Below are 24903 nucleotides of genomic sequence, written 5' to 3'. Positions count from 1 at the left end.
AGATTGCGCAGTTCCCCGCGCCCCTGGGGATCAGGGGCGTAGCCACACCGTTGCCAGGGGCGGCAGTGTGAGGGTGATGGTCGCCGGGCGGCCGTGGGTCGGTTCGGAGATCGGTTTGATCGGGTCCCGGTTCGTCACGTCGCCGCCGCCGTAGCGTCCGGCGTCCGTGTTGAGGATCTCGTGCCACGCCGGGATGTCTTCGGGGACGCCCAGGCGGTACTCGTGCCGGACGACCGGCGAGAAGTTCGACACGGACAGCAGCGGGGTGCCGTCCGCGGCGTGGCGGAGGAACGCGAAGACGTTGTCCTCCGCCGCGTCGCCCGCGATCCAGGAGAAGCCCGCCGGGTCGGTGTCCCGCTCCCACAGGGCGGGTGCCGCCCGGTACAGGGTGTTGAGATCGCGTACGAGGTCGCGCACGCCCCGGTGGTCGGGCTCGGCGCCGTACGCGGGGTCGAGCAGCCACCAGTCGGGGCCGTGGGCCTCGGACCATTCGGCGCCCTGGGCGAACTCCTGGCCCATGAAGAGGAGTTGCTTGCCGGGGTGGGCCCACATGAAGCCCAGGTAGGCGCGGTGGTTGGCGCGTTGCTGCCACCAGTCGCCGGGCATCTTGGAGACGAGTGAGCGTTTGCCGTGCACGACCTCGTCGTGGGAGATGGGCAGGACGTAGTTCTCGCTGTACGCGTACACCATCGAGAACGTCATGTCGTTGTGGTGGAACTTTCGGTGCACCGGTTCGTGGCTCATGTAGGCGAGGGAGTCGTGCATCCAGCCCATGTTCCATTTCAGGCCGAAGCCGAGACCGCCGAAGCCGCCGGGCCCGATGTGGTGGGTGGCGCGGGTGACGCCGTCCCAGGCCGTCGACTCCTCGGCGATCGTGACGACGCCCGGCACCTGCCGGTACAGGGTCGCGTTCATCTCTTGGAGGAAGGCGACGGCGTCGAGGTTCTCGCGGCCGCCGAACCGGTTCGGGGTCCACTGGCCGTCCTCGCGCGAGTAGTCGAGGTAGAGCATCGAGGCGACCGCGTCGACCCGCAGGCCGTCGATGTGGAACTCCTGGCACCAGTACAGGGCGTTGGCCACCAGGAAGTTGCGGACCTCCTTGCGGCCGTAGTCGAATTCCAGGGTGCCCCAGTCGGGGTGCGCGGCGCGCAGCGGGTCCTCGTGCTCGTACAGCGGGCGCCCGTCGAACTCCGCGAGCGCCCAGTCGTCGCGCGGGAAGTGGGCGGGGACCCAGTCCATCAGGACGCCGATGCCGGCCTGGTGCAGGGCGTCGATCAGGTGCTTGAAGTCGTCGGGGCTGCCCAGGCGGGCCGTGGGCGCGTAGAAGCCGGTGACCTGGTAGCCCCAGGAGCCGCCGAAGGGGTGCTCGGCCACGGGCAGGAACTCCACGTGCGTGAACCCCAGATCCGCGACGTAGGCGGGGAGTTGCTCGGCGAGCTGGCGGTAGGTGAGGCCGGGGCGCCAGGACGGCAGGTGCAGCTCGTACACCGAGAACGGCGACGCGTGGGCGGGGTGCGCGGCCCGCCACTCCAGCCAGTCCTCATCACCCCAGACGTGGTGGGAGGCGTGCACCATCGAGGAGTTGGCCGGAGGCTCCTCGGTGCGGGTGGCCAGCGGGTCGGCGCGCATCGTCTTGCTGCCGTCGGGCCGGGTGATCTCGAACTTGTAGAGCTCGCCCTCGCCGATGTCCGGCACGAACAGCTCCCACACGCCGGACGAGCCGAGCGAGCGCATGCTGTGGGCCGCGCCGTCCCAGAAGTTGAAGGTGCCGACGACCCGGATGCCCCGGGCGTTGGGCGCCCACACCGTGAAGCGGGTGCCCTGGACCCCCTGGTGCTCCATGGGGTGTGCGCCGAGCGCGTCCCAGAGCCGTTCGTGCCGGCCCTCGGCCAGCAGGTGCAGGTCGAGGTCGCCGAGGGAGGGGAGGAGGGCGTAGGAATCCGCGATGCGCTGGGTCGTGTCGGCGTACGTGATCTCCAGTTCGTACGCGGACGGGACCTCGCGGAGCTGGAGCAGGGCGGTGAAGAACCCGTCGCCGTCGTCGTGGAGTTCGGCGTGCAGGCCCTCAGGGGTGGTGACGGCCACCTGCCGGGCGTAGGGGCGCCAGGTGCGGAAGGCGATGCCGCCGTGGGAGGCGTGCGCGCCGAGCACCGCGTGCGGGTCGTGGTGGGTCGCTGCGAGCAGCCGGGCGCGGTCGTCCGGGGGTACGGGGGCCGGAGTGGTGGTCGGGCGGCGGGTCACGGTGGGGGCCTCCTTGGGCGCCTTCGTGTGTGCGGGCCGGGTCTCGTGCGGTGCGACCTAGTCGGCGGCCAGGCGTTTCAGCGCGGCCAGGGGGACCTGGAGCCAGTCCGGCCTGTGGCGGGCCTCGTACAGGGCCTCGTAGACGGCCTTGTCCGTTTCGTAGGCGCGCAGCAGGACCGGGGCCGTACGGGGGTCGGTGCCCGTCACCTCCGCGTAGCCGTCGCAGAACGCGGCGCGGCAGGACAGCGACCAGTCGCTCTGCGGGGAGGCGTAGTCGAAGGAGCGGAGCATGCCGGCGATGTCGCGGTGGACGGGGTGCGGCAGTCGGCGTTCCGCGAGGGGGCGGGTCGGTTCGCCCTCGAAGTCGATCAGCTTCCAGGTGCCGGACGGCTCGCGCAGGCACTGGCCCAGGTGCAGGTCGCCGTGGATCCGCTGGGCCTGCCAGGTGCGGCCCTCGGCGCCGAGCTGGGCGAGTGCCTCGAAGGCGGAGCGGAGGTCGTCCACGTAGGGGAGCAGGGGCGGGACCTGCTGCGCCGTCGCCTCCAGGCGGTGCGTCATCGACTCGGCGAGCTGGTCGATGTGGGCGCGCGTGTACGTGACCGTGGGCAGCGCGCGGGCCAGGGCCGTGTGCACCTCGGCGGTGGCGCGGCCGAGGTCGCGGGCCTGCGCCGTGAAGTCCTGCTGGTTGGTGACGTGCTTGAGGGCGAGGTCCCAGCCGTCGGTCGCACCCCTGAGGAAGGGCTGGAGGAGGCCGAGCGTCGAGCGCTGCGCGGGCTGCGTACCGGCCGTCTCGAACCAGGCGACCGGCGCGGGCACCCGGTCGCAGCCCTCCCGGGCCAGGGCCAGTGGGAGTTCGAGGTCGGGGTTGATGCCGGGGACGACCCGGCGGAACAGCTTGGCGATGAGCGTGTCGCCGTACACGACCGAGGAGTTGGACTGCTCGGCCGTCAGCGGGCGGGGCGCGAGGTCGCGCGGAACCTCGCCGTGCGGGCCGCGGTGGAAGCGGAGGGCGCCGAGCGCCCCGGGTATTCGGAGCCGCTCCAGCAGGACGGCGCTGTGGCGCGGGTCCTGGAGCGCTTCGTACGCGGTGCGTCCCGCGAGCGGTCCGTGCGTGATGTGCCCGATCACGGCGGGCGCGAGATGCGGGGCCGCGGCCTCGGCGGTACCGATGAGCAGCTGGTAGCGGTCGCCGGGCCCCTCCTCGTCGGCCGGTGGCTGATGGGCGCGGACGAGGAGGTGCAACAGGGCGGCGTCCGGCAGCAGTTCGGTGACGGAGTCCAGGGTGAAGCCGGTGACGGGGCGGCCCTTGCCGGCGAACCAGCGCTGGCGCGGCAGCCATTCGCGCAGCAAGGGGTCGAGCGACATGAGCAGCTCGGTTTCTCCGGCCGTCGGGGCGGCGGCCCGGGTTGCGGCTTCCGACATGGCGTCGCGTCCTTTCCCGGATATGCGTGGAGAGTGCCCAGGTATGTCGTCGTCAGTCCTTGCGGAGGCGGAACCAGTAGAACCCGTGTCCCGCGAGGGTGAGCAGGTAGGGGAGTTCGCCGATCGCGGGGAAGCGCACGCCGCCGATCAGTTCGACCGGGTGCCGGCCGTTGAACGACTGGAGGTCCAGCTCGGTGGGCTGGGCGAAGCGGGAGAAGTTGTGCACGCACAGCACCAGGTCGTCCGCGCCGTCCTCGCCCGCGGGGGCCTCGCGCAGGAACGCGAGGACGGCCGGGTTGGAGGAGGGCAGTTCGGTGTACGAGCCGAGGCCGAACGCCGGGTTCTGCTTGCGGATCTCGATCATCCGGCGGGTCCAGTGCAGCAGCGAGGACGGGGAGGACATCGACGCCTCCACGTTCGTGACCTGGTACCCGTAGACCGGGTCCATGATCGTGGGGAGGAAGAGGCGGCCCGGATCACTGGAGGAGAAGCCGGCGTTGCGGTCCGGGGTCCACTGCATCGGGGTGCGCACCGCGTCGCGGTCGCCGAGCCAGATGTTGTCGCCCATGCCGATCTCGTCGCCGTAGTAGAGGATCGGCGTGCCGGGCAGCGACAGCAGCAGCGCGGTGAACAGCTCGATCTGGTTGCGGTCGTTGTCCAGGAGCGGGGCCAGGCGGCGGCGGATGCCGATGTTGGCGCGCATCCGCGGGTCCTTGGCGTACTCCGCGTACATGTAGTCGCGCTCTTCGTCCGTGACCATCTCCAGCGTGAGCTCGTCGTGGTTGCGCAGGAAGATGCCCCACTGGCAGCCGGCCGGGATCGGCGGGGTCTTGGCCAAAATCTCCGAGACCGGGTAGCGCGACTCGCGGCGCACCGCCATGAAGATCCGCGGCATCACCGGGAAGTGGAACGCCATGTGGCACTCGTCGCCGCCGGACGCGCTGTCGCCGAAGTAGTCGACGACGTCCTCCGGCCACTGGTTGGCCTCCGCCAGCAGCACCACGTCCGGGTACTGCGCGTCGATCTCTTTTCGGACCCGCTTGAGCATCTCGTGGGTGGCGGGCAGGTTCTCGCAGTTGGTGCCCTCCTGGGCGTACAGGTAGGGGACCGCGTCCAGGCGGAAGCCGTCGATGCCCAGGTCGAGCCAGAACCGCAGGGCGGCCAGGATCTCCTCCTGCACGGCCGGGTTCTCGTAGTTGAGGTCCGGCTGGTGGGAGAAGAACCGGTGCCAGTAGTACTGCTGGCGCACCGGATCGAACGTCCAGTTCGACGCCTCGGTGTCCACGAAGATGATCCGGGCGTCCGCGTACTGCTTGTCGTCGTCCGCCCACACGTAATAGTCGCCGTACGGGCCCTCGGGGTCCGAGCGGGACTCCTTGAACCACTCGTGCTGGTCACTCGTGTGGTTCATCACGAAGTCGATGATCACGCGCATGCCCCGCTGATGCGCCGCGTCCACGAACTCCACGAAATCGGCCAGATCACCGAACTCCGGGAGCACCGAGGTGTAGTCCGAGACGTCGTAACCGCCGTCCCTGAGCGGCGACTTGAAGAACGGCGGCAGCCAGAGGCAGTCCACCCCCAGCCACTGGAGGTAGTCCAGCTTGGCCGTGATGCCCTTGAGGTCTCCGACGCCGTCGCCGCTGCTGTCCTGGAAGGAGCGGACCAGGACCTCGTAGAAGACCGCGCGCTTGAACCAATCCGGGTCCCGGTCCTTCGCAGGGGTGTCCTCGAAGGTGTCCGGGACGGGCTCATTCATCATCATGGTGTGGGTGACCCTCCGAATCCCATGTCCCGAATGCTCCTGAGAATTCATCGCGGCGTGGCCGGTGGCGTCAGGACGAGGATGTGCGCGGGCGTGCGGCCCGGCTCTAGGCGCACATAGTTCGTCCTGCCCCAGTGGTACGTGTCGCCGGTGAGTTCGTCGTGCACCGGCACGGACGCGTGCCAGTCGAGGCCCAGGTGCGGCATGTCCAACGACACCGTCGCCTCCTGGGTGTGGTGCGGGTCGAGGTTCACGACCACCAATACCGTGTTCGATCCCCGTGCGGACGCCGTGGTTTTGGAGTACACGAGCACCGCGTCCTTGTCGGCCCGGTGGAAGTGCACGTCCCGCAGCGTGCGCAGGGCCGGGTTGCGGCGCCGGATCGCGTTGAGCGCGGTGATCAGCGGGGTGATCGTGCGGCCGTCCCGCTCGGCCGACTCCCAGTCCCGCGGCCTCAGTTGGTACTTCTCCGAGTTCAGATACTCCTCGCTTCCCGCGCGCAGCGGGGTGTTCTCGCACAGTTCGTAGCCGCTGTAGACGCCCCAGGTGGGCGAGAGCGTCGCGGCCAGCACCGCACGCAGCTCGAAGGCCGCACGGCCGCCGTCCTGCAAGAACTCGTGCAGGATGTCGGGGGTGTTCACGAAGAAGTTCGGCCGCATATAGGCGGCCGCATCGCCGCTCAACTCCTCGGCGTACTCGGTGAGTTCGCGCTTCGAATTGCGCCAGGTGAAGTACGTGTACGACTGCTGGAAGCCGACCGCGGCCAGGGTGTGCATCATCGCGGGCCGGGTGAACGCCTCCGCCAGGAAGATCACGTCCGGGTCGGTGCCGTTGATGTCGGCGATCACCTTCTCCCAGAACACCACGGGCTTGGTGTGCGGGTTGTCCACCCGGAAGATCCGCACCCCGTGCCCCATCCACAGCCGCAGGATCCGCGTCGTCTCCGCGATCAGCCCCGGCATGTCCCGGTCGAAGGCGATCGGATAGATGTCCTGGTACTTCTTCGGCGGGTTCTCCGCATACGCGATGCTGCCGTCCGGCCGGTGATGGAACCAGTCGGGATGCTTGTGCACCCACGGATGATCCGGCGAGCACTGGAGCGCGAAGTCGAGGGCCACCTCCATGCCCAGCTCCCGCGCCCGGCCCACGAAGGCGTCGAAGTCCTCGAAGGTGCCCAGGTCCGGATGGAGCGCGTCGTGACCGCCCTCGTGCGAACCGATCGCCCACGGCACCCCCACGTCAAAGGGGCCCGGGGACAGCGAGTTGTTCGGGCCCTTGCGGAAGGTCGTGCCGATCGGGTGCACCGGCGGCAGATACACCACGTCGAAGCCCATCGCCGCGATCGCCGGCAGCCGCCGCGCCGCCGTACGGAACGTGCCACTCACCGGCGGCCTCCCCGGCTCGACCACCGCCCCCTCGGACCGCGGGAAGAACTCGTACCAGGACCCGAACAGAGCCCGCTCCCGCTCCACGAGGAGGGGCAACCGGCCGCTGCGCGTGACCAGTTCGCGCAGCGGATGGCGGGCCAGGACCCGGCTCACGTCGGGGGCCAGGGCGGCGGCCAGCCGGGAGGGGGCCGGGCGCGTGGTGTCGCGGAGCGCGGCGGCGGCCCGCACGATCGTTTCGCGCAGCGGTGCGGGGGCGCTCTTCGCGGCGCGTTCGTGCAGCAACGCGCCCTCCTCCAGGACGAGTTCGGTGTCGATGCCCGCCGGAATCTTGATCTTCGCCGTGTGCCGCCACGTGGCCACCGGGTCGCCCCATGCCTCGATCCGGTACGTCCAGTGGCCGGGCTTGTCCGGGGTGACCTCGGCGCCCCAGCGGTCGGTGCCGGGGGCCAGCTCGCGCATCGGGGTCCAGGGGCCCGGCTCGCCGTCGGGCCCGCGCAGCACGACGTTCGCGGCGACGGCGTCGTGCCCCTCGCGGAACACGGTGGCCGTCACCAGGAAGGTCTCGCCGACCACGGCCTTGGCGGGCCGCCGGCCGTGGTCGACGACCGGGCGGACGTCACATATGGGGATGCGGCCCATGGTGGCGCGTGGTGTCGTGGGCGTAGGGCGCTTTGAGGGCATGACCGCTCCTGTCCGCGGGGGATCGGGGGTGCGGAAACGAGATTCGGGGAGAGGGCCGTGCGGTGGAGCCGTGCGGCGTACCGAGGGAGCCTTCCACGCTCCATCGGCGGGCAATCCGTGTCGTACCCACTACTCGTCACTACTGGCGCGTAAGGGAACACATGAGACCGGCCCCGCCGAGAACGACGGGACCGGATCATGAACTCACCTCCTCCTAAGGGTTGTTGACCTGAAGCAGCTTGTTCGGCGAGCCGAGGCCCGCGCCCGACACCTTGCCCGTCGCCGCCCGCCCGGCCAGCGCCTTGCTCACCTCTGCGGGCGAGGCGGTCGCGTGATCGGCGAGGTACAGCGCGGCCGCGCCCGCGACGTGCGGCGAGGCCATCGACGTACCGGAGAAGGTGGCCTTCCCCGAGTCGCTCTTGTACGAAGCGGACGTGATGTCCACGCCGGGCGCGAACAGGTCGAGACGAGTACCCCAATTGGAGAAGCTCGCACGCGCGTCCTTCTTGTCGCTCGCGCCGACGGTGATCGCTTCCTTGACGCGGGCCGGCGAGTACAGCTCCGCGGGCAGCCCGTCGTTGCCCGCGGCCACCGTGTAGGTGACACCGGAGGCGATGGAGTTGCGGACGGCGGCGTCGAGCTGGGCGTTCGCATAGCCGCCGAGGCTCAGGTTCGCCACGGCCGGCTGCTGGGCGTGCTTGGTCACCCAGTCGATGCCCGCGAGCACCTGCGCCGTCGTGCCGGAGCCCTCGTCGTCGAGCACGCGCACGCCGACCACGTCGGCCTGCTTGGCGACGCCGTACGTCTCGCCCGCGACGGTCCCGGCGACATGGGTGCCGTGCCCGTTGCCGTCCTGGGCCGTCGAGTCGTTGTCGACGAAGTCCCAGCCGCTCGTGGCCCGTCCGCCGAAGTCGCGGTGGGTGGCGCGGATGCCGGTGTCGATGACGTAGACGTGCACGCCGGCGCCCGCGGACTCGGGCCAGGTGTACGACTTGTCGAGCGGCAGATCGTTCTGGTCGATGCGGTCCAGGCCCCACGAAGGCGGGTCCTTCTGGGAGTGCTCCATCGTGACCCGGGAGTCCTGGACGACCGACGCGACGCTCCCGTCGGCCGCGAGCCGCTTCGCCTGTCCCTCGCCGAGCGTCACCGCGTACCCGTTGAGCGCCTTGCTGTAGGTGTGGCGTATTTTCGCCCCGTACTTCTCCGCGAGGCCCTTGCCCGCCTCGGACGGGGCCTTCGTGCCCCCCTTCAGTGTCACTATGTAGCTGCCCGCTATGGAGCCGGGCTCCCCGGCGCCGAATATCCGTCCCTGCGCGGGGGCGGCGTCCGCGGGCAGCGTGATGGCCGAAAGCACCGCGACCGTGGCGACCGCGGTGAGCCCGCCGGCCCAGCGCGTCCGTCGCTTCCGCGTCACTCGCACGGTCCCTGCCATGGATGAGTTCCCCTCCTCAACTCGGCGCGGTCTCACGCCAGTTGGCAGCCTCTCGTGCGGTGTGAAGCACCACAAGGAGGTACGAGGTGGCGGAATCGGCCATATCGGTCGTGAGGGTTGTGCGATTGAGTTGCGGCGTTTTTCGGTCTCCGTACGGGGCTTTCGGCCGCAGGGCGGGCGCGCAATTGCCTGGCGCGGCACGGGGCGAGGTCCGATGATGAAGCCGTGTCGATCATTCACCGCACCACACTGAAGCCCACCAAGCTGGAACTCCTCGCCGAGTGGCTGCCGAAGCAGCCCTGGTACCGGGGCTCCGGAACCCCGGAGCTGACCAAGGCCGGCGGGTTCCGGCTCGACGACCCGGCCGGCGAGGTCGGTATCGAGTTCATGGCCGCGACGGACACCTCGGGCCCCGAGCCGGTGACGTACCACGTGCCGATGGCCTACCGAGGGGCCCCGCTGGAGGGCGCCGCGGACGACGCGCTCATCGGCACCGTCGAGCACGGCGTCCTCGGGAAGCGCTGGGTGTACGACGGCGCCGAGGACCCGGTCCTCGTACGGGAGTTGACCGCGTTGCTGAAGGGCGATGTGCCCGCGCACGCGCAGAGCATCGACGGGGCGCTCGACCCGACCGTGCACGCGCACGTCACCGCCGACGGCGCGCGACCCGAGATCGTGCGCGTCCTGGAGGCCGGGTCGAAGGCCCCCGACGACGCCGTCGGCGAGGTGTCCGCGGAATGGGTCGCGGAGGACGAGCGGCGGGTCCGTGGGGTTTTCGTGGTGGTCCGCGCCGGCTGACGACCTCTGGGCGTTGCGTGCCTCTGGGTGATCATGAAATCTGGCATCGTGGGAAGGTCGCCGATGACCTACGGCGACAACTTCCTGCACCGACGTCCGAATGGTTTGGATGTGGTTTTTTGATCTGGGGGGCAACACGCATGACAGCGACCCGACGTCCGCGACGGCTTGCACGCATCTTCACGGGAGCGGCCCTCACGGTGGGCGCGCTGCTCGGCGCCGCGGCCGCACCGGCCGCGGCCTACGACCCCAACCCCGACGCCTCGGTCACCTACCGGCAGGCCGCGGGCGGCAGCCTCGGCGCCGACGTGGCGCTGACGCAGAACGGTTCGCGCCTCGGTGAGGTGGAGTTCCAGCCGGAGACGCAGCAGTTGCGGGTGTACGACACCCGCAACGACGACGACACGTTCTACGTGCACGTCTCCTCCACCACGAACGGTGTCACGCACAACCTGGGCACGTACGCCGCGCCCGGCAGCGAGGCCCCCGTGGACTTCCTCGTGAAGGACTTCCACCTGACCAAGGGCACCCCCGTCGACATCGAGGTGTACGACGACGCGGCACTCACCGACTACATCGGCGGGGCGCGCGGCACCGGGGCGGCCATCGCCTGACAAGAGCCCCCAGGGCATCCGCGTACGGCGGTCCGGGCGCACGCAGCGCGTGCCCGGACCGCCGTACGCGTTCCGGCGCCAGGTCACGCGCCGTGGCCCGTGGCGTGGGAGGGCGGCTACCGTCGGGAGGCGACTCCGGCATCCGACGCGCAACCGCAGAGGTGAGCACGTGAAGGCCATCCGTCGATTCACCGTCCGCCCGGTCCTGCCCGAATCCCTCGCCCCGCTGCACGAACTGGCGCGCAATCTGCGCTGGTCCTGGCACGCCGGGACCCGTGACCTGTTCGCCGCCGTGGACCCGGGCCGCTGGGCCGCGTCCGGCGGCGACCCGCTGCGACTGCTCGGCAGCGTCCCGCCCGAGCGGCTCGCCCGGCTCGCCGTGGACGAGGACTTCCTCGCGAGACTGAGCGAGGTCGCCGACGATCTGCGCGGCTATCTGCACGACGACCGCTGGTACCAGGAGCGGTCGCGGGCCTCTCAACTGCCCGCCGCAATCGCCTACTTCTCGCCCGAGTTCGGCATCACGGCCGCGCTGCCGCAGTACTCGGGCGGCCTGGGGATCCTCGCGGGCGACCACCTGAAGGCGGCGAGCGACCTGGGGGTGCCGCTGATCGGCGTGGGACTCCTCTACCGGCACGGCTACTTCCGGCAGTCGCTCTCGCGGGACGGCTGGCAGCAGGAGACGTACCCGGTCACCGACCCGAACGAGCTGCCGCTGAACCTGCTGCGGGAGCCCGACGGCACGGCCGTGCACCTCGCGCTCGCCCTCCCCGGAGGCCGGCGGCTGTTCGCGCGGGTGTGGCAGGCACAGGTCGGCCGGGTTCCGCTGCTGCTTCTCGACTCGGACGTCGAGGAGAACGACGCCCACGAGCGGGACGTGACCGACCGGCTCTACGGCGGCGGCAGCGAACACCGGCTGTTGCAGGAGATGCTGCTCGGGATCGGCGGGGTGCGCGCGGTCCGCGCGTACTGCCGGCTCACCGGGCATCCCGCGCCCGAGGTCTTCCACACGAACGAAGGGCACGCGGGCTTCCTCGGCGTGGAGCGGATCGCCGAACTCGCCGAGCGGGGAACGGACTTCGACTCGGCGCTCGAAGCCGTGCGGGCGGGCGCCGTCTTCACGACGCACACCCCCGTCCCCGCCGGCATCGACCGTTTCGACCGGGAGCTCGTCGCCCGCCACTTCGGGGCCGCGGCCGAGCTGCCGGGCCTCGACGTGCAGCGCATCCTCGGGCTCGGCATGGAGACGTACGCGGGTGGCGACCCGAACGTGTTCAACATGGCGGTGATGGGGCTGCGGCTCGCCCAGCGCGCCAACGGCGTCTCCACCTTGCACGGGTCCGTCAGCCGCGACATGTTCGCCGGTCTTTGGCCGGGATTCGACGTCGAGGAGGTGCCGATCGCCTCCGTGACCAACGGCGTGCACGCGCCCACCTGGGTCGCGCCCGAGGTGTACCGGCTCGGCGCCTGCCAGATCGGGGAGCGGCGCACCGAGGACGCCCTGTCGGTCGGCGGTTCGGACCGCTGGGACGCGGTCGGCGAGATACCCGACCGGGACATCTGGGAGCTGCGCGGCGAACTGCGCGGTCAGCTCGTCGACGAGGTGCGCGAGCGGCTCGCCGCTTCCTGGCGCCAGCGCGGCGCGGGCGCGGCCGAACTCGGCTGGATCGACGGCGTGTTGGATCCGGACGTCCTCACCATCGGCTTCGCCCGCCGCGTCCCCTCGTACAAGCGGCTCACGCTGATGCTGCGCGACCCGGACCGGCTGATGCGGCTGCTGCTCGACGAGGAGAGGCCCGTGCAGATCGTCGTCGCGGGCAAGGCGCACCCGGCCGACGACGGCGGCAAGCGGCTCGTGCAGGAGCTTGTCCGGTTCACCGACGACCCGCGGGTGCGGCACCGCATCGTCTTCCTGCCCGACTACGGGATGGCGATGGCGCAGAAGCTCTACCCCGGCTGCGACGTGTGGCTGAACAATCCGCTGCGCCCGCTGGAGGCGTGCGGCACGTCCGGCATGAAGGCGGCGCTCAACGGCTGCCTCAATCTGTCCGTCCTGGACGGCTGGTGGGACGAATGGTTCGCGCCCGACTACGGCTGGGCCATCCCGACGGCCGACGGCACGGCCACGGACGAGCACCGGCGCGACGACCTGGAGGCGGCCGCCCTGTACGACCTGCTGGAGCGCCGGGTGACGCCGCGCTTCTACGAGCGGGGACCCGAGGGGCTGCCCGACCGCTGGATCGAGATGGTCCGCCGGACCCTCACCCACCTCGGCCCCAAACTCCTCGCGGGGCGCATGGTCCGTGAGTACGTGGACCAGCTGTACGCTCCGGCCGCGGGCTCCGCGCGCGCCCTCACCCCGGACGCCGCCCGGGACCTCGCGGCGTGGAAGGCCCGGGTCCGCGCCGCCTGGCCGCGGGTCACCGTCGACCATGTGGAGGCGTCGGCGGGCGGTGCCGAGCTGGGCGCCACGCTCGGGCTCCATGTCCGGGTCGCGCTCGGCGAGTTGGGGCCCGACGACGTCGAGGTGCAGGCCGTCGCGGGCCGCGTCGACACCGAGGACCGGATCACCGAACCGGGGACGGTGCCGCTGAAGCCGGTCGGCGGGCCGGACGCGGAGGGCCGCTGGGCGTACGAGGGGCCGCTGGCCCTCGACCGCAGCGGTCCTTACGGGTACACGGTCCGAGTGCTGCCCGCGCATCCGCTGCTCGCTTCGGTGGCGGAGACCGGGCTTGTCGCGCTGCCGACGGAGGCGACGCAGGAGGGCGCCGGGGTCCTGATGCGGTGAGACGACGGCCGGGGCGGACGCCCGCGCGCCCGCCCCGACCGCCCTGCCGTGAGAACTACTTGACGTTCACGGCCGTCCACGCCGCCGCCACGGCCTTGGACTCCGCGGAGTCGGCGCCGTACAGGTCGTCGGCCGCGCTCAGCGTTCCCGTGCGCGCCTTCGCGTAGTCCGTGGTGGACGTGAAGTACGACGTCAGCGCCTTGAACCAGATCTTCTCGGCCTTGTCGCGGCCGATTCCGGTGACCGTGGAGCCGTCCGCGGTCGGGGAGTCGTAGTCGACTCCGTTGATCGTCTTCTTTCCGCTGCCCTCGCTGAGCAGGTAGAAGAAGTGGTTGGCGATGCCCGAGGAGTAGTGGACGTCCACGTCCCCCGCGCCGTCCTTCCAGCTGTCGAGCGAGTTGCCGTCCTTGCTCGGCTTGTCCATGTAGCGCAGCGGCTTGCCGTCGCCGGCGATGTCGATCTTCTCGCCGATGAGGTAGTCGCCGACGTCCTCGGCGTTCTTCGCGTAGAACTCGACGGAGGTGCCGAAGATGTCGGAGGTCGCCTCGTTGAGGCCGCCGGACTCACCGCTGTAGACGAGGCCGGCCGTCGCCGACGTGACGCCGTGGCTCATCTCGTGCGCGGCCACGTCGATCGAGGTGAGCGGCTTCTTGTTGCCCTCGCCGTCGCCGTACGTCATGCAGAAGCAGCTGTCGTCCCAGAACGCGTTGGAGTACGCGTCGCCGTAGTGGACCCGGGAGTAGGCGCCCTTGCCGTCGCCGTTGATCCCGCTGCGGCCGTGCACGTTCTTGTAGTAGTCCCAGGTGACCTGCGCGCCGTAGGCGGCGTCGACACCGGCGGTCGCCGCGTCGTTGGTCGTGCCGTCGCCCCAGGTGTCGTCGGCGTCGGTGAACAGCGTGCCCTTGCCGGACTCGCCGTGCTTCAGGTCGTACGTGGAGTGGCCGCCGCGCTCGGCGTCCGTGAGGGAGAAGGACGATCCGGATCCCGAGGTCCCGATGTCGACCTTGCCGCTGTAGAGCGAGTCGCCCGCGCCGGTGCGGATGTCGTCGTACTCGTAGATCTTCTTGCCGGACCTCGCGTCCGTGATGACGTGCAGCTTGCTCGGTGTCCCGTCCTTCTTCGTGGACGTGACGACCTTCTCGTAGGCGAGTCTCGGGGTGCCGGACGCCGCCCAGATCACCTTGCGGGCGCCGGACGGGGCGGCCTTGAGGGAGACGCCTTCGGTTTTGACGGCGATCGACTTGGCGGTGGCGCGGGTGACGCCCTCGCTCGCGCCGGACTTCTTCCGGTGGACGATCAGGTCGCCGCCGAGCACCGGGAGCCCGTCGTAGGTCCGCTCGTAACGGGTGTGGGTGGTCCCGTCCTTGTCCTTCACGACGTCCTTGACCACGAGCTTCTCGCCCGAGGCCGCGGGGTCCGCCGAGGCGCCGGTCGTGGCGAGGGTGCCGGCGAGCAGGGCGCCCGCGGCGACGGCGGTGGCGATACCGAGGGTGGTCCGCTTGCCGCGCGAGAACGAAGTGCGGCCGGATATGTGGGGGTTCACGAAGAAAGCTCCTTGTGTGATGTGGGGGGTGAGCTTTGCCGTGCGGGACGACTGTGACAGCAGACGTCGGTAAATGTCATGTACGTGATCGCAGGTTGACCAGAATTCGTCCGTTCAACGGAAAACGGCCACCGGATTGCGAACGGAACATGAACAGGCGCGCCACGACGTGGAGTTGATCCGCCGTCGTGGCGCGCCCGGTTGGGTGGTGCCAGGGGGCTGGGGCCTACGGGAACGTCAGCTTGAAGCTGTTGATGTAGCCCGTGTCCTGCTGGCCGAGGTCCTGGACCTTCAGCTTCCAGGTGCCGTTCGCGGTCTCGGCCGAGGCGTTGACCGTGTACGTCGTCTGGATGTTGGGCGTCGGGTCGTACGTCGAGCTGTGCAGCCGGTACGTTCTGCCGCTCGGGCCGACCAGATCGACCTGGAGGTCACCGCTCCACGTGTGCACGATGTCGACGCCGACCTTCAGCGTGGACGGGGCCGCGCCGCTGATGCCGGTGACCGGGACGGACGAGGTGACGGCCGCCCCCGGGTAGTCGGGGATGTTCACGTCGGTGTCGTTGGTGAACGTCTTGCCGGTGCCCGGGTCGCCACCGCCGGACCGGGCGCCCACGGCGACGCCGGCCCACGCGTCCTGGACCGCCTTGTACTCGGCGGACGTCGTCCCGTACAGCTCACCGGCGGCCGCGAGGGTGCCGGTGCGGGCGCCCGCGTAGTTCGTCGTCGACGTGAACTTCGTGGACAGCGCCTTGAACCAGATCAGCGCCGCCTTGTCGCGGCCGATGCCGGTGACCGGAAGGCCGTCGGAGGTCGGCGAGTTGTAGGTCACGCCGTTGATCGTCTTCGTTCCGCTGCCCTCGCTGAGCAGGTAGAAGAAGTGGTTCGCAGGACCCGAGGAGTAGTGCACGTCGACGTTGCCGATGCCCGAGTACCAGGCGTCCTTGGACGCGCCGTCCTTGCTCGGCTTGTCCATGTAGCGCAGCGGCGTTCCGTCGCCATTGATGTTGATCTTCTCGCCGATGAGGTAGTCACCCACGTCGGACGAGTTGTTGGCGTAGAACTCCACGGTGGAGCCGAAGATGTCGGAGGTCGCCTCGTTCAGGCCGCCGGACTCGCCGGAGTAGTTGAGGCCCGCCGTGTTCGACGTGACGCCGTGCGTCATCTCGTGCGCGGCCACGTCGATGGACGTCAGCGGGTGCGTATTGCTGGTGCCGTCGCCGTACGTCATGCAGAAGCAGCTGTCGTCCCAGAACGCGTTGACGTACGCGTTGCCGTAGTGGACCCGGCTGTACGCGCCGACGCCGTCGCCGCGGATGCCGCTCCTGCCCTGCACGTTCTTGTAGTAGTCCCAGGTCAGCGCGGCGCCGTAGTGGGCGTCGGCGGCGGCCGTCTCGGTGTTGGAGGCGGAGCCGTTGCCCCACACGTCGTCGGCGCCGGAGTAGAGGGTGCCGGTGCCCGACGTGCCGCGGTTCAGGTTGTACGTCTTGTGGCCGCCGCGCGTGGTGTCGTTCAGCGTGTACGAGGAACCGGACTGCGCGGTGCCGAGGGTGACGGTGCCGCTGTACTGGGTGTTGCCCGTGCCCGTCTCGATGGCCTGCCACTCGTGGAGCTTCTTGCCGGTGGTGGCGTCGGTGATGACGTGCAGCTGGTTGGGCGTGCCGTCCTCCTGGAGGCCGCCGACCACGGTCTCGTACGCGAGGGTGGGCTGCCCCTTCTTCGCGCCCTGGCCGAGCCAGACGACCTTGCGGGGCGCCTTGTCGGCCTCGGTCCGCTTCGAGCCGTCGGCCTTCGCGAGCTTCACGGCCTGGGACTCGGCGGTGGCCGCCTTCACGTCGGCGGTGGTGTCGACGTTCTTGAGCTCGGCCTTGGCGGCCTTGGTGACGCTCTTCTCGGCGCCGGACTTCGTGGCCTCGACGATCAGGTCGCCGCCCAGGACCGGGAGCCCGTCGTAGGTGCGCTCGTAGCGGGTGTGGGTGGTGCCGTCCCTGTCCTGGAGGACGTCCCGTACGACGAGCTTCTCCTGCTTGCCGAGGCCGAGGTCCTTCGCGGTGGCGGCCTTGCCGGCGTTCGCCTCGCGCATCAGCTCGGCGCGCTTGGCGGGGGAGAGCTTCGCCGGGAGGGAGCCCGGGTCGGCGCCGTGCGAGGCGTCCGCCGTGGCGGGGAGGGTCTGGAACGTGACCGTCAGCAGCGCGGTGAGGGTGCCGGCGGCGAGGGCCGAGGCCCGGCGTCTGGGCGAGCCGGGTCTGTGGGAGGTGGTGTTCTTGCGCAACGCTGAACTCCTTACGCGTGACCGCGGATCGGCGGTCAGTGGGGACCGGCCGGTGGGTGTCCGGCCGGGCAGAGCGCAATGCGGAGTGGTGCGGTTGGGAGAGTGGCACCAAGCGCTGCCGCGTGTCAGGAGCCCGTCAACAGGTTGGCCGGAAATCGTTCGTTGTCCGGTGTGCGTCGTTCGTTAGCCGGTGACGTGGTTGCGGCCACGGGGCTCCGCCCCGGACCCCGCGCCTCGCGGGTGGGCAATTCAAGCCCCTGCGGCGATTGGGCAGCGGGGTCCGGGGCGGAGCCCCGAGGCGTAGGACCGGTGCGGCGGGTCAGCCGATCACGCTGTCGCGCCATGCTCGGTGGAGGTCGGCGAACTCGCCTGTTCCGGCGATGAGTTCCGACGGGGGGCCGTCCTCGACGACCTCGCCCGCTGCCATCACCAGCACCCTGTCCGCGATCTCCACCGTCGACAGCCGGTGCGCGACGACGACCGCCGTACGGCCGCGCAGCACCGTCCGCATGGCCCGCTGCACCGCCCGCTCGCCGGGGATGTCGAGCGAGCTGGTCGCCTCGTCGAGGATCAGCACCGCCGGGTCCGCGAGCAGTGCCCGCGCGAACGCCACCAACTGCCGCTGCCCGGCGGAGATCCGGCCACCGCGCTTGCGTACGTCCGTGTCGTAGCCGTCGGGGAGCGCCGCGATGAAGTCGTGGGCGCCGATGGCCTTCGCGGCCTGTTCGATCTCCTCGCGGCTCGCCTCAGGGCGGCCGATCGCGATGTTCTCTGCCACCGTCCCGGAGAAGAGGAAGGCCTCCTGGGTGACCATGACGACCCCGCGCCGCAGCTCGGCGCCCGACAGTTCGCGCAGGTCGACGCCGTCGAGGAGGACCTGGCCGTGGGAGGGGTCGTAGAAGCGGGCCAGGAGCTTGGCCAGGGTCGACTTGCCCGCTCCCGTCGAGCCGACCACCGCCACCGTCTGGCCCGCCGGAATCGTCAGGTCGAAGCGGGGGAGGACCTCGCCGCCCGTGCGGTAGCCGAAGGAGACCGACCGGAACTCGACCTCGCGGCCCGGCTGTTCGCTCTCCAGGGCGGGCAGCGGGCGCGGTGTGGCCGATTCCGGTACCGAGGGGGCCTGCACCAGGAGGCCCGCGATCTTCTTGAGGGACGCGGCCGCGCTTTCGTACGCGTTGAGAAACATCGCCAGGCGGTCGATCGGGTCGTACAGGCGGCGGATGTAGAGCACCGCCGCCGCGAGCACGCCGAGTTCGAGCGTGCCGCCCGCGACCCGGTACGCGCCCCACAGCACCATGCCCGCCACCGCCGTGTTCGCGAGGAGCCGGGAGCCGACGACGTAGCGCGCCATCTCCAGCATCGCGGTGCCGTTGGACCGCTCGTGCCGGTGGTTGAGCCTCGCGAAGTGCTCGTCGTTCGCGCGTTCGCGGCGGAAGGCGCGCACGGGACGGATCCCGTTCATGGTCTCGACGAACTTCACGATGACGGCCGCGATGGCCGAGGAGCGCTCCGCGTACGCCCGCGCCGCGCGCTGCCGGTACAGCCGGATCAGGACGTACAGCGGGGCGAAGGACAGGGCCGCGACCGAGCCGATGCCGAGGTCGAGCCAGAGCAGCATCGCCGTGATGTAGACCGAGCCCACGATGACGTTGACCAGTTCCTGGAGGCCCTCGCTGAGCAGTTCGCGCAGCGCCTCGACGTCCGTGGTGGCCCGCGAGATGACCCGGCCCGAGGTGTACCGGTCGTGGAAGTCGACGCTCAGCGCCTGCGCGTGCCGGAAGATGCGGCCGCGCAGATCGAGCAGCACGTTCTGGCTGACGCGGGCCGAGAGCCGGATGTACGCGTACACGAACGCGGCCGAGCCGACCGCGCACAGCAGGAAGCCCGCGCCGACGACGATCAGCGGCCCGTAGTCGTGCGCCCGGAACGCGGGGACCGCGCTGTCGATGGCGTACGCGACGATCAGCGGCCCCGACTGCACCGCGGCCTGTTGCAGGAGCAGCGCGAGGACGGTGAGGGCGACCATGCGGCGGTGGGGCGCGAGCAGCGAGCGCAGCAGCCCGCCCGTCGCACCCTCGGGTGTCGGCAGGTCGTCCTGGTCGAACGGGTCGCCGGGGGAGCGGAGTCGGATGTCCTCGGGCTGCTGGGGGTCGCCCTGCGCACCCGTCGTGTCGTTCGGCTTCGCGGTCGTCGTCATACGCGCTCCGTCTCCGTCCCCGCGTCCGTCTCCCCGGTGTGCTCGCCCGACATCAGGTGTCTGTACTCGGCGTTCGTGCGCAGCAGTTCGTGGTGGGTGCCGACCGCCGTGATCCGGCCCTCGGACAGCAGCGCCACCCGGTCGGCGAGCAGCACCGTGGACGGCCGGTGCGCGACCACGAGGGCCGTGCTGTCGGCGAGCACCCGGCGCAGCGCGGCCTCCACCGCGGCCTCCGTGTGCACGTCGAGCGCGGACAGCGGGTCGTCGAGGATGAGGAAGCGGGGCGTGCCCACGACGGAGCGGGCCAGGGCGAGGCGCTGGCGCTGGCCGCCGGACAGGCTCAGGCCCTGCTCGCCGACCTCCGTGTCGACCCCGTCGGGAAGCCGGTGCACGAACTCGGCCTGTGCGACGCCGAGCGCCTGCTCCAGGTCCGCGGTCCCGGTGTCCTCGGAGGCTCCCATCAGTACGTTCTCGGCGACCGAGGCGGAGAACAGGGTGGGCTCCTCGAACGCCACGGACACCAGCTCGCGCAGCTCGGCGCGCGGCATCGCCGTGATGTCGCGGCCGTCGAGCGTGATGCGGCCCTCGGTCACGTCGTAGAGCCGCGGCACGAGCGCGGTGAGCGTGGTCTTGCCGCTGCCGGTCGAGCCGACGAGGGCCATGGTCTCGCCCGAGCGGATGTGCAGGTCGACGCGGGCCAGGGTGGGGGCGGAGTCCTCGGCGGCGTCGGGGTAGCGGAAGGCGACGCGTTCGAACCGTAGGCCGTCGTCGGTCTCGCCCTGTGGGGCCGGGGAGGGGAGCGGGGTTGCGGGCGCGGGGCTCTGCCCCGGACCCCGCTGCTCAAACGCCGCAGGGGCTTGATCTGCCTCCGGGTCCACGTCCAGCACCTCGAAGTACCGCCGCGTCGCCGTCGCCGCCTCCTGGCTCATGGCCAGCAGAAACCCAATGGACTCGATCGGCCAGCGCAGCGCCAGCGCCGTGGACAGGAACGCGACGAGCGTGCCCGCGGACAGCGAGCCGTCGGACACCTGGATCGTGCCGATCACCAGGGCCGCGCCGAGCGCCACCTCGGGAAGGAGCGTGATCACCGTGAGGATCCCGGCGAGGAGGCGCGCCTTGAGCAGTTCCGTGCCGCGCACCGTGCGCGCCAGGTCCCGGAAGGCGCGGGCCTGGCTGCGGTGCCGGCCGAAGCCCTTGATGACGCGGATGCCGAGGACCGACTCCTCGACGACCGTCGTCAGATCGCCGACCTGGTCCTGGGCGCGGCGCGAGGCGTGCGCGTACCCGTGCTCGAACTTGTAGCAGAACGCGATCAGCGGGACGGCCGGCGCGAGCAGCACGAGGCCGAGCGACCAGTCCTGGACGATCAGCACGGTCAGGCCGGCCAGGATCGTCACGCCGTTGACGATCAGGAACGTCAGCGGGAAGGCCAGGAACATCCGCAGCACCATCAGGTCCGTCGTGCCGCGCGAGAGGAGCTGGCCCGAGGCCCACCGGTCGTGGAAGGAGACCGGGAGCCGTTGCAGATGCCGGTACAGATCGGCCCGCAGCGCCGCCTCCACCCCCGCGAGGGGCCGCGCCACCAGCCACCGGCGCAGGCCGAACAGGAGCGCCTCCGCGATGCCGAGCGCGAGCAGCACCCCGGCGCCCAGCCACACCCCGCCCGGATCGCGCTCGGTCACCGGGCCGTCCACGATCCACTTCAGGACCAGCGGGAAGACAAGGGCCAGACACGACGCGAGCACCGCCACGAACGCCGCGCCCGCCCACCGCGCCCGCACCGGACGCACGTACGGCCACAGCCGCAACAGCGTCCGCACGGCGGAGAGTTGGCCGGTCGTCTCTGTGGTGGCACGTGTCGTCGTCGGCATCAGGTGCGAGCCTACGGTTTGCCACTGACAACGCCCACCGAGTTTCGGCCCGGCGCCCGCGGGACCTCGGAGTCGTACCGGCCATCAACCGATCGGCTGATGCGTGCTCGAGCGCGATGGCCGATGCCCCGGCAGGGCCCGCACGGCGAGTCTTGATGCCATGACCACCACCACAGCACCGCTCATCGAGGTCGCCGGGCTGCGCAAGACGTACGCCGGGCGGGCCGTCGTCGACGGGGTGTCCTTCACCGTCGGCGAGGGCGAGATCTTCGGGATCCTCGGGCCGAACGGCGCGGGCAAGACCACCACCGTCGAATGCGTCGAGGGGCTGCGCGCGGCCGACGAGGGGCACATCCGGGTCGCCGGGTTCGATCCCGTACGCGATCACGCCCAGGTCACCGGGATCCTCGGCGCCCAGCTCCAGGAGAGCGAGATCCAGCCGAAGCTGACCGTGAAGGAGGCCCTTGAGCTGTACTCCGCCTTCTATCCGGCGCCCCTCGACTGGCGGCCGCTGGCCGACCGGCTGCGGCTCACCGACAAGCTCGGCACCCGGTTCGCGAAGCTCAGCGGTGGCCAGAAGCAGCGCCTGTTCATCGCGCTCGCCCTCGTCGGCAACCCCCGCGTCGTCGTCCTCGACGAGCTGACCACCGGGCTCGACCCGCGCTCGCGCCGCGACACCTGGGAGCTCATCGAGGAGGTCCGCGACAGCGGCGTCACCGTCCTCCTCGTCACGCACTTCATGGAGGAGGCGCAGCGGCTCTGCGACCGGATCGCCGTGATCGACAAGGGCCGGGTCGCCGCGCTCGACACCCCGGCGGGCCTGATCCGGCAGGCCGCGGGCGCCACCGTCATCTCGTTCACGCCGTCCGCGCCGCTCGACGAGCACGAACTCGCCGCGCTGCCGGGCCTCGCCTCCACCGAGCACAAGGACGGCCGGGTGACCCTCACCGGCGGCGAGGACACCGTCGCCGCCGTCCTCACGCTGCTCGCCCGGCACCGCGTCACCGCCCACCAACTCCGCGTGTCCGACGCCACCTTGGACGACGCGTTCCTCGACCTGACGGGAGCCGGACAGTCATGAGCACCACCACCGCGCCCACCAGCACCGCCGCCGCACCCGCCGAGCGGGCATCCGTCAACAGGGCGGTCCTCAAGGCCGAGTTCACGCTCTTCCGGCGCGAGGCCGGCAGCCTCGTCGGAATCCTGCTGTTCCCGGTCGCGCTGCTCCTGATCCTCGGCTCCATCCCGTCCTTCCGCCAGGCCGACGCCGGGCTCGGCGGCATCCGGCTCGTCGACGCGTACGTGCCCGTCACCGTGCTGCTCGGCATGATCGCGGGCGGCATCCAGTCGATGCCGCCGATCATCACCGGGTACCGCGAGCGCGGCATCCTGCGCCGCATGTCGACCACGCCGGTGCGCCCGACATCCGTCCTCGGCGCGCAGATGGGCATCCACGGCGTGGCCGTCCTCGTCTCGGTCGTGGTCTGCCTCGCCGTCGGCCGGACCGCCTTCGACGTCGCGCTGCCGCGACAGCTCGGGGGCTATCTGCTCGCGCTCGTCCTGTCCGTCGTCGTCTCCCTCGCCCTCGGCGCGCTGATCGCCTCCCGGGCCCGGACGACCAAGATCTCCAACGCGATCGGCTCGATCGTCTTCTTCCCCGCGATGTTCTGCGCGGGCGTCTGGCTGCCGGTGCAGGCGATGCCGGACACGCTGGCGCGGATCGTCGAGCTGACGCCGTTCGGCGCCGCCGCGCAGGCCCTGAACCAGGCCGCTGCGGGCGACTGGCCCGCCTGGTCGCACCTGCTCGTGCTCGCCCTCTGGGCCGCGGGCCTGACCGGCGCGGCCGCGCGCTGGTTCCGCTGGGAATGACCGAGGAGGCGGGCGTGGTCGCGCAGACTGGGGGCATGGACCAGCGGGACCCACAGGGCGTACGGGCAGCGGGCGGCCCGCTCGGCGACGCCGTGGCGGACGTCGAGCGGCGGTGGCGGGACTTCCACCGCTACTCGCCGTACGCGCTGCTCGGCGTCAGTGTGCTGCTGTCGCTGCCGACGAACGCGGCCTTCGGAGTGACCCGCCCCGGCTGGTACGCGATGGCCGGACTGGTGGTCGCGGCGGCGGTCCTGGAGGGTGTCGCGGTGCGGGCCCGGCTCGCCGCGAAGGGGCCATCGGCGACCGGGTCCGTCTACTACGGGCTGCGCTGGGCGCTCGCCTTCGGCCTCGCGTGGATCAACCCGCTCTTCGCGTTCTACGCCGCCATCGGCTACTTCGGCGCCGACCGTTTCCTGCTGCCGCGCCTGATCAAGCCGGGGCTCGCGGCGTCCGCGGTGATCCTCGCCGGTTCGCAGTCCGGCGGCCTTCCGCCGGAGAACGCGGCGCAGTGGGCGCTGTTCGGCGCGCTGTACGCCATCAACATGGCGCTGGTCGCGGCCATGATCCACCTCGACTCCAAGGAACGGGAGCGCACCGAGGCGCAGGTCGCGACCATCGCCGAGCTGGAGCGCACCAACAAGGCGCTCCAGGACGCGCTCGACGAGAACGCCGCGCTGCACTCCCAGCTGCTCGTCCAGGCGCGGGAGGCCGGCATCTCCGACGAGCGGCGCCGGCTCGCCGCCGAGATCCACGACACCATCGCCCAGGGCCTGACCGGGATCATCGCCCAGCTCCAGGTCGTCGCGGGCACCGACGACCCGCGGCTCTCCCGCGAGCACCTCGACCGGGCCGCCGATCTCGCCCGGCACAGTCTCGGCGAGGCCCGCCGCTCCGTGCACAACCTGGCGCCCGCGGCCCTGGACGACGCGACGCTCGCCGAGGCCCTCAAGAAGACCGTCGCCGACTGGTCGTCCCGCACCGGAGTCCGCGCCGACTTCACCCTCACCGGCACCGCGGAGCCGCTGCACGAGGAGATCGAGGCGAGCCTGCTGCGGATCGCCGAGGAGGCGCTGTCCAACGCCGCCCGGCACGCGGCCGCCACCCGCGTCGGCGTCACCCTGTCCTTCATGGCGGGCCAGGTCACCCTCGACGTGCGCGACGACGGCCGCGGCTTCGACCCCCTCGCGGTGCCCGCCCGCTCCGGCAGCGGCGGCTTCGGACTCGACGGGATGCGGGCCCGCGCCGAGCGGCTCGCGGGCGGCGTCACCGTCGAGTCGGAGCAGGGCGGCGGCACGGCGATCTCCGCTCACGTACCTTTGGTGCGCCATGACCAGTGACTCCGCACCTCCCGCCATCAGCCTGCTGATCGTCGACGACCACCCCGTCGTACGGGACGGTCTGCGCGGCATGTTCGAGTCGACCACCGGCTTCACGGTCCTCGGCGAGGCGGCGAACGGGGTGGAGGCCGTCGCCCGCGCCGCCGCCCTCGACCCGGACGTCGTCCTCATGGACCTGCGGATGCCGGGCGGAGGCGGCGTCGACGCGATCCGCGAGCTGGCCAGACAGGGCGTGCGGGCCCGCGTCCTGGTCCTCACCACGTACGACACGGACTCCGACACGCTGCCCGCGATCGAGGCGGGCGCCACCGGCTATCTGCTCAAGGACGCCCCGCGCGAGGAACTCTTCACGGCGGTACGGGCCGCGGCCGAGGGCCGCACCGTCCTCTCACCGGCGGTGGCGTCCCGCCTGGTCACGGCCGTGCGCACGCCCGCGGCGCCCGCCGACGAGACGCTCTCGGCCCGCGAGCGCGAGGTCCTGGTCCTGGTCGCGAAGGGCACCTCGAACAGGGAGATCGCGCGCGAGCTGTTCATCAGCGAGGCCACGGTGAAGACCCATCTCACCCACATCTACGGCAAGTTGGGCGTGAAGGACCGCGCGGCGGCGGTCGCCGTGGCCTACGACCGCAAGATCCTCGGCTGAACCGCGGGCTGCCCAGGGCCCTTCTGACGGATCTTGCTGGAGTCG

The 24903-nt window shown here is 71.1% G+C and carries 16 protein-coding genes; 7 read left to right on the top strand and 9 right to left on the bottom strand.

The window, feature by feature from the left end:
- Window positions 1-30: 30 nt before the first annotated feature.
- The 5 genes from glgB to ACNYS0_RS13995 all read right to left on the bottom strand — a co-directional run bounded on the left by glgB (window position 31) and on the right by ACNYS0_RS13995 (window position 8929).
- Window positions 31-2241, bottom strand: coding sequence for a 1,4-alpha-glucan branching enzyme (glgB, locus tag ACNYS0_RS14015; RefSeq protein ID WP_422473695.1), 2211 nt, complete (start codon window positions 2239-2241; stop codon window positions 31-33).
- 57 nt (window positions 2242-2298) lie between these two features.
- Window positions 2299-3663, bottom strand: coding sequence for a maltokinase N-terminal cap-like domain-containing protein (locus ACNYS0_RS14010; protein WP_422473693.1), 1365 nt, complete (start codon window positions 3661-3663; stop codon window positions 2299-2301).
- A gap of 52 nt (window positions 3664-3715) precedes the next feature.
- Window positions 3716-5428 (bottom strand): maltose alpha-D-glucosyltransferase, encoded by a 1713-nt coding sequence (gene treS / locus ACNYS0_RS14005; protein WP_422473691.1) that lies wholly within the window; start codon window positions 5426-5428, stop codon window positions 3716-3718.
- A 47-nt stretch (window positions 5429-5475) separates the two neighbouring features.
- A complete protein-coding gene (locus ACNYS0_RS14000) occupies window positions 5476-7497 on the bottom strand; it encodes an alpha-1,4-glucan--maltose-1-phosphate maltosyltransferase (RefSeq protein ID WP_422473689.1) in 2022 nt (673 codons plus the stop codon).
- 214 nt (window positions 7498-7711) lie between these two features.
- Window positions 7712-8929, bottom strand: coding sequence for a S8 family peptidase (locus ACNYS0_RS13995; RefSeq protein ID WP_422473687.1), 1218 nt, complete (start codon window positions 8927-8929; stop codon window positions 7712-7714).
- 225 nt (window positions 8930-9154) lie between these two features.
- Here ACNYS0_RS13995 and ACNYS0_RS13990 point away from each other — a divergent pair, with 225 nt between their 5' ends.
- The 3 genes from ACNYS0_RS13990 (at window position 9155) to glgP (ending at window position 13129) form a co-directional block, all read left to right on the top strand.
- The gene (locus ACNYS0_RS13990; protein ID WP_422473685.1) at window positions 9155-9727 is read left to right on the top strand and encodes a maltokinase N-terminal cap-like domain-containing protein; all 573 of its coding nucleotides are present in this window, start codon (window positions 9155-9157) and stop codon (window positions 9725-9727) included.
- A gap of 140 nt (window positions 9728-9867) precedes the next feature.
- Window positions 9868-10341, top strand: a complete 474-nt coding sequence (locus ACNYS0_RS13985) for a hypothetical protein (RefSeq protein ID WP_422473683.1) — start codon at window positions 9868-9870, stop codon at window positions 10339-10341.
- A 169-nt stretch (window positions 10342-10510) separates the two neighbouring features.
- On the top strand, window positions 10511-13129 hold the full coding sequence (glgP, locus tag ACNYS0_RS13980) for an alpha-glucan family phosphorylase (RefSeq protein ID WP_422473681.1): 2619 nt from the start codon (window positions 10511-10513) through the stop codon (window positions 13127-13129).
- 55 nt (window positions 13130-13184) lie between these two features.
- Here glgP and ACNYS0_RS13975 read toward each other — a convergent pair whose 3' ends face one another.
- From ACNYS0_RS13975 to ACNYS0_RS13960, 4 genes are all read right to left on the bottom strand, one after another.
- A complete protein-coding gene (locus ACNYS0_RS13975) occupies window positions 13185-14672 on the bottom strand; it encodes a M4 family metallopeptidase (protein ID WP_422473679.1) in 1488 nt (495 codons plus the stop codon).
- 226 nt (window positions 14673-14898) lie between these two features.
- Window positions 14899-16941 (bottom strand): M4 family metallopeptidase, encoded by a 2043-nt coding sequence (locus ACNYS0_RS13970; RefSeq protein WP_422473676.1) that lies wholly within the window; start codon window positions 16939-16941, stop codon window positions 14899-14901.
- Window positions 16942-17260: 319 nt separating this feature from the next.
- Window positions 17261-19138 (bottom strand): ABC transporter ATP-binding protein, encoded by a 1878-nt coding sequence (locus tag ACNYS0_RS13965; RefSeq protein WP_422473674.1) that lies wholly within the window; start codon window positions 19136-19138, stop codon window positions 17261-17263.
- A complete protein-coding gene (locus ACNYS0_RS13960; protein ID WP_422473672.1) occupies window positions 19135-21009 on the bottom strand; it encodes an ABC transporter ATP-binding protein in 1875 nt (624 codons plus the stop codon). Before ACNYS0_RS13960 ends, ACNYS0_RS13965 begins: the two co-directional genes overlap by 4 nt.
- 160 nt (window positions 21010-21169) lie before the next feature.
- On the opposite strand from ACNYS0_RS13960, the gene ACNYS0_RS13955 reads away from it, so the two are divergent.
- From ACNYS0_RS13955 to ACNYS0_RS13940, 4 genes are read left to right on the top strand one after another with little or no spacing between them, the layout of a single operon-like run.
- Window positions 21170-22090, top strand: coding sequence for an ABC transporter ATP-binding protein (locus ACNYS0_RS13955; protein WP_422473670.1), 921 nt, complete (start codon window positions 21170-21172; stop codon window positions 22088-22090).
- The gene (locus ACNYS0_RS13950) at window positions 22087-22878 is read left to right on the top strand and encodes an ABC transporter permease (protein WP_422473668.1); all 792 of its coding nucleotides are present in this window, start codon (window positions 22087-22089) and stop codon (window positions 22876-22878) included. Before ACNYS0_RS13955 ends, ACNYS0_RS13950 begins: the two co-directional genes overlap by 4 nt.
- A 35-nt stretch (window positions 22879-22913) precedes the next feature.
- Complete coding sequence (locus ACNYS0_RS13945; RefSeq protein ID WP_422473666.1) at window positions 22914-24215, top strand: sensor histidine kinase; 1302 nt, start codon at window positions 22914-22916, stop codon at window positions 24213-24215.
- Window positions 24205-24858, top strand: a complete 654-nt coding sequence (locus ACNYS0_RS13940; RefSeq protein ID WP_422473664.1) for a response regulator — start codon at window positions 24205-24207, stop codon at window positions 24856-24858. The genes ACNYS0_RS13945 and ACNYS0_RS13940 overlap by 11 nt, the downstream gene beginning before the upstream one ends.
- The last annotated feature ends 45 nt before the right edge of the window (window positions 24859-24903 follow it).

This window comes from Streptomyces anthophorae (assembly GCF_049310305.1).
GTDB lineage: Bacteria > Actinomycetota > Actinomycetes > Streptomycetales > Streptomycetaceae > Streptomyces.
The sequence above is the reverse complement of the archived record's forward strand: the minus strand, read 5'-3'. Positions and strand labels throughout refer to the sequence as shown.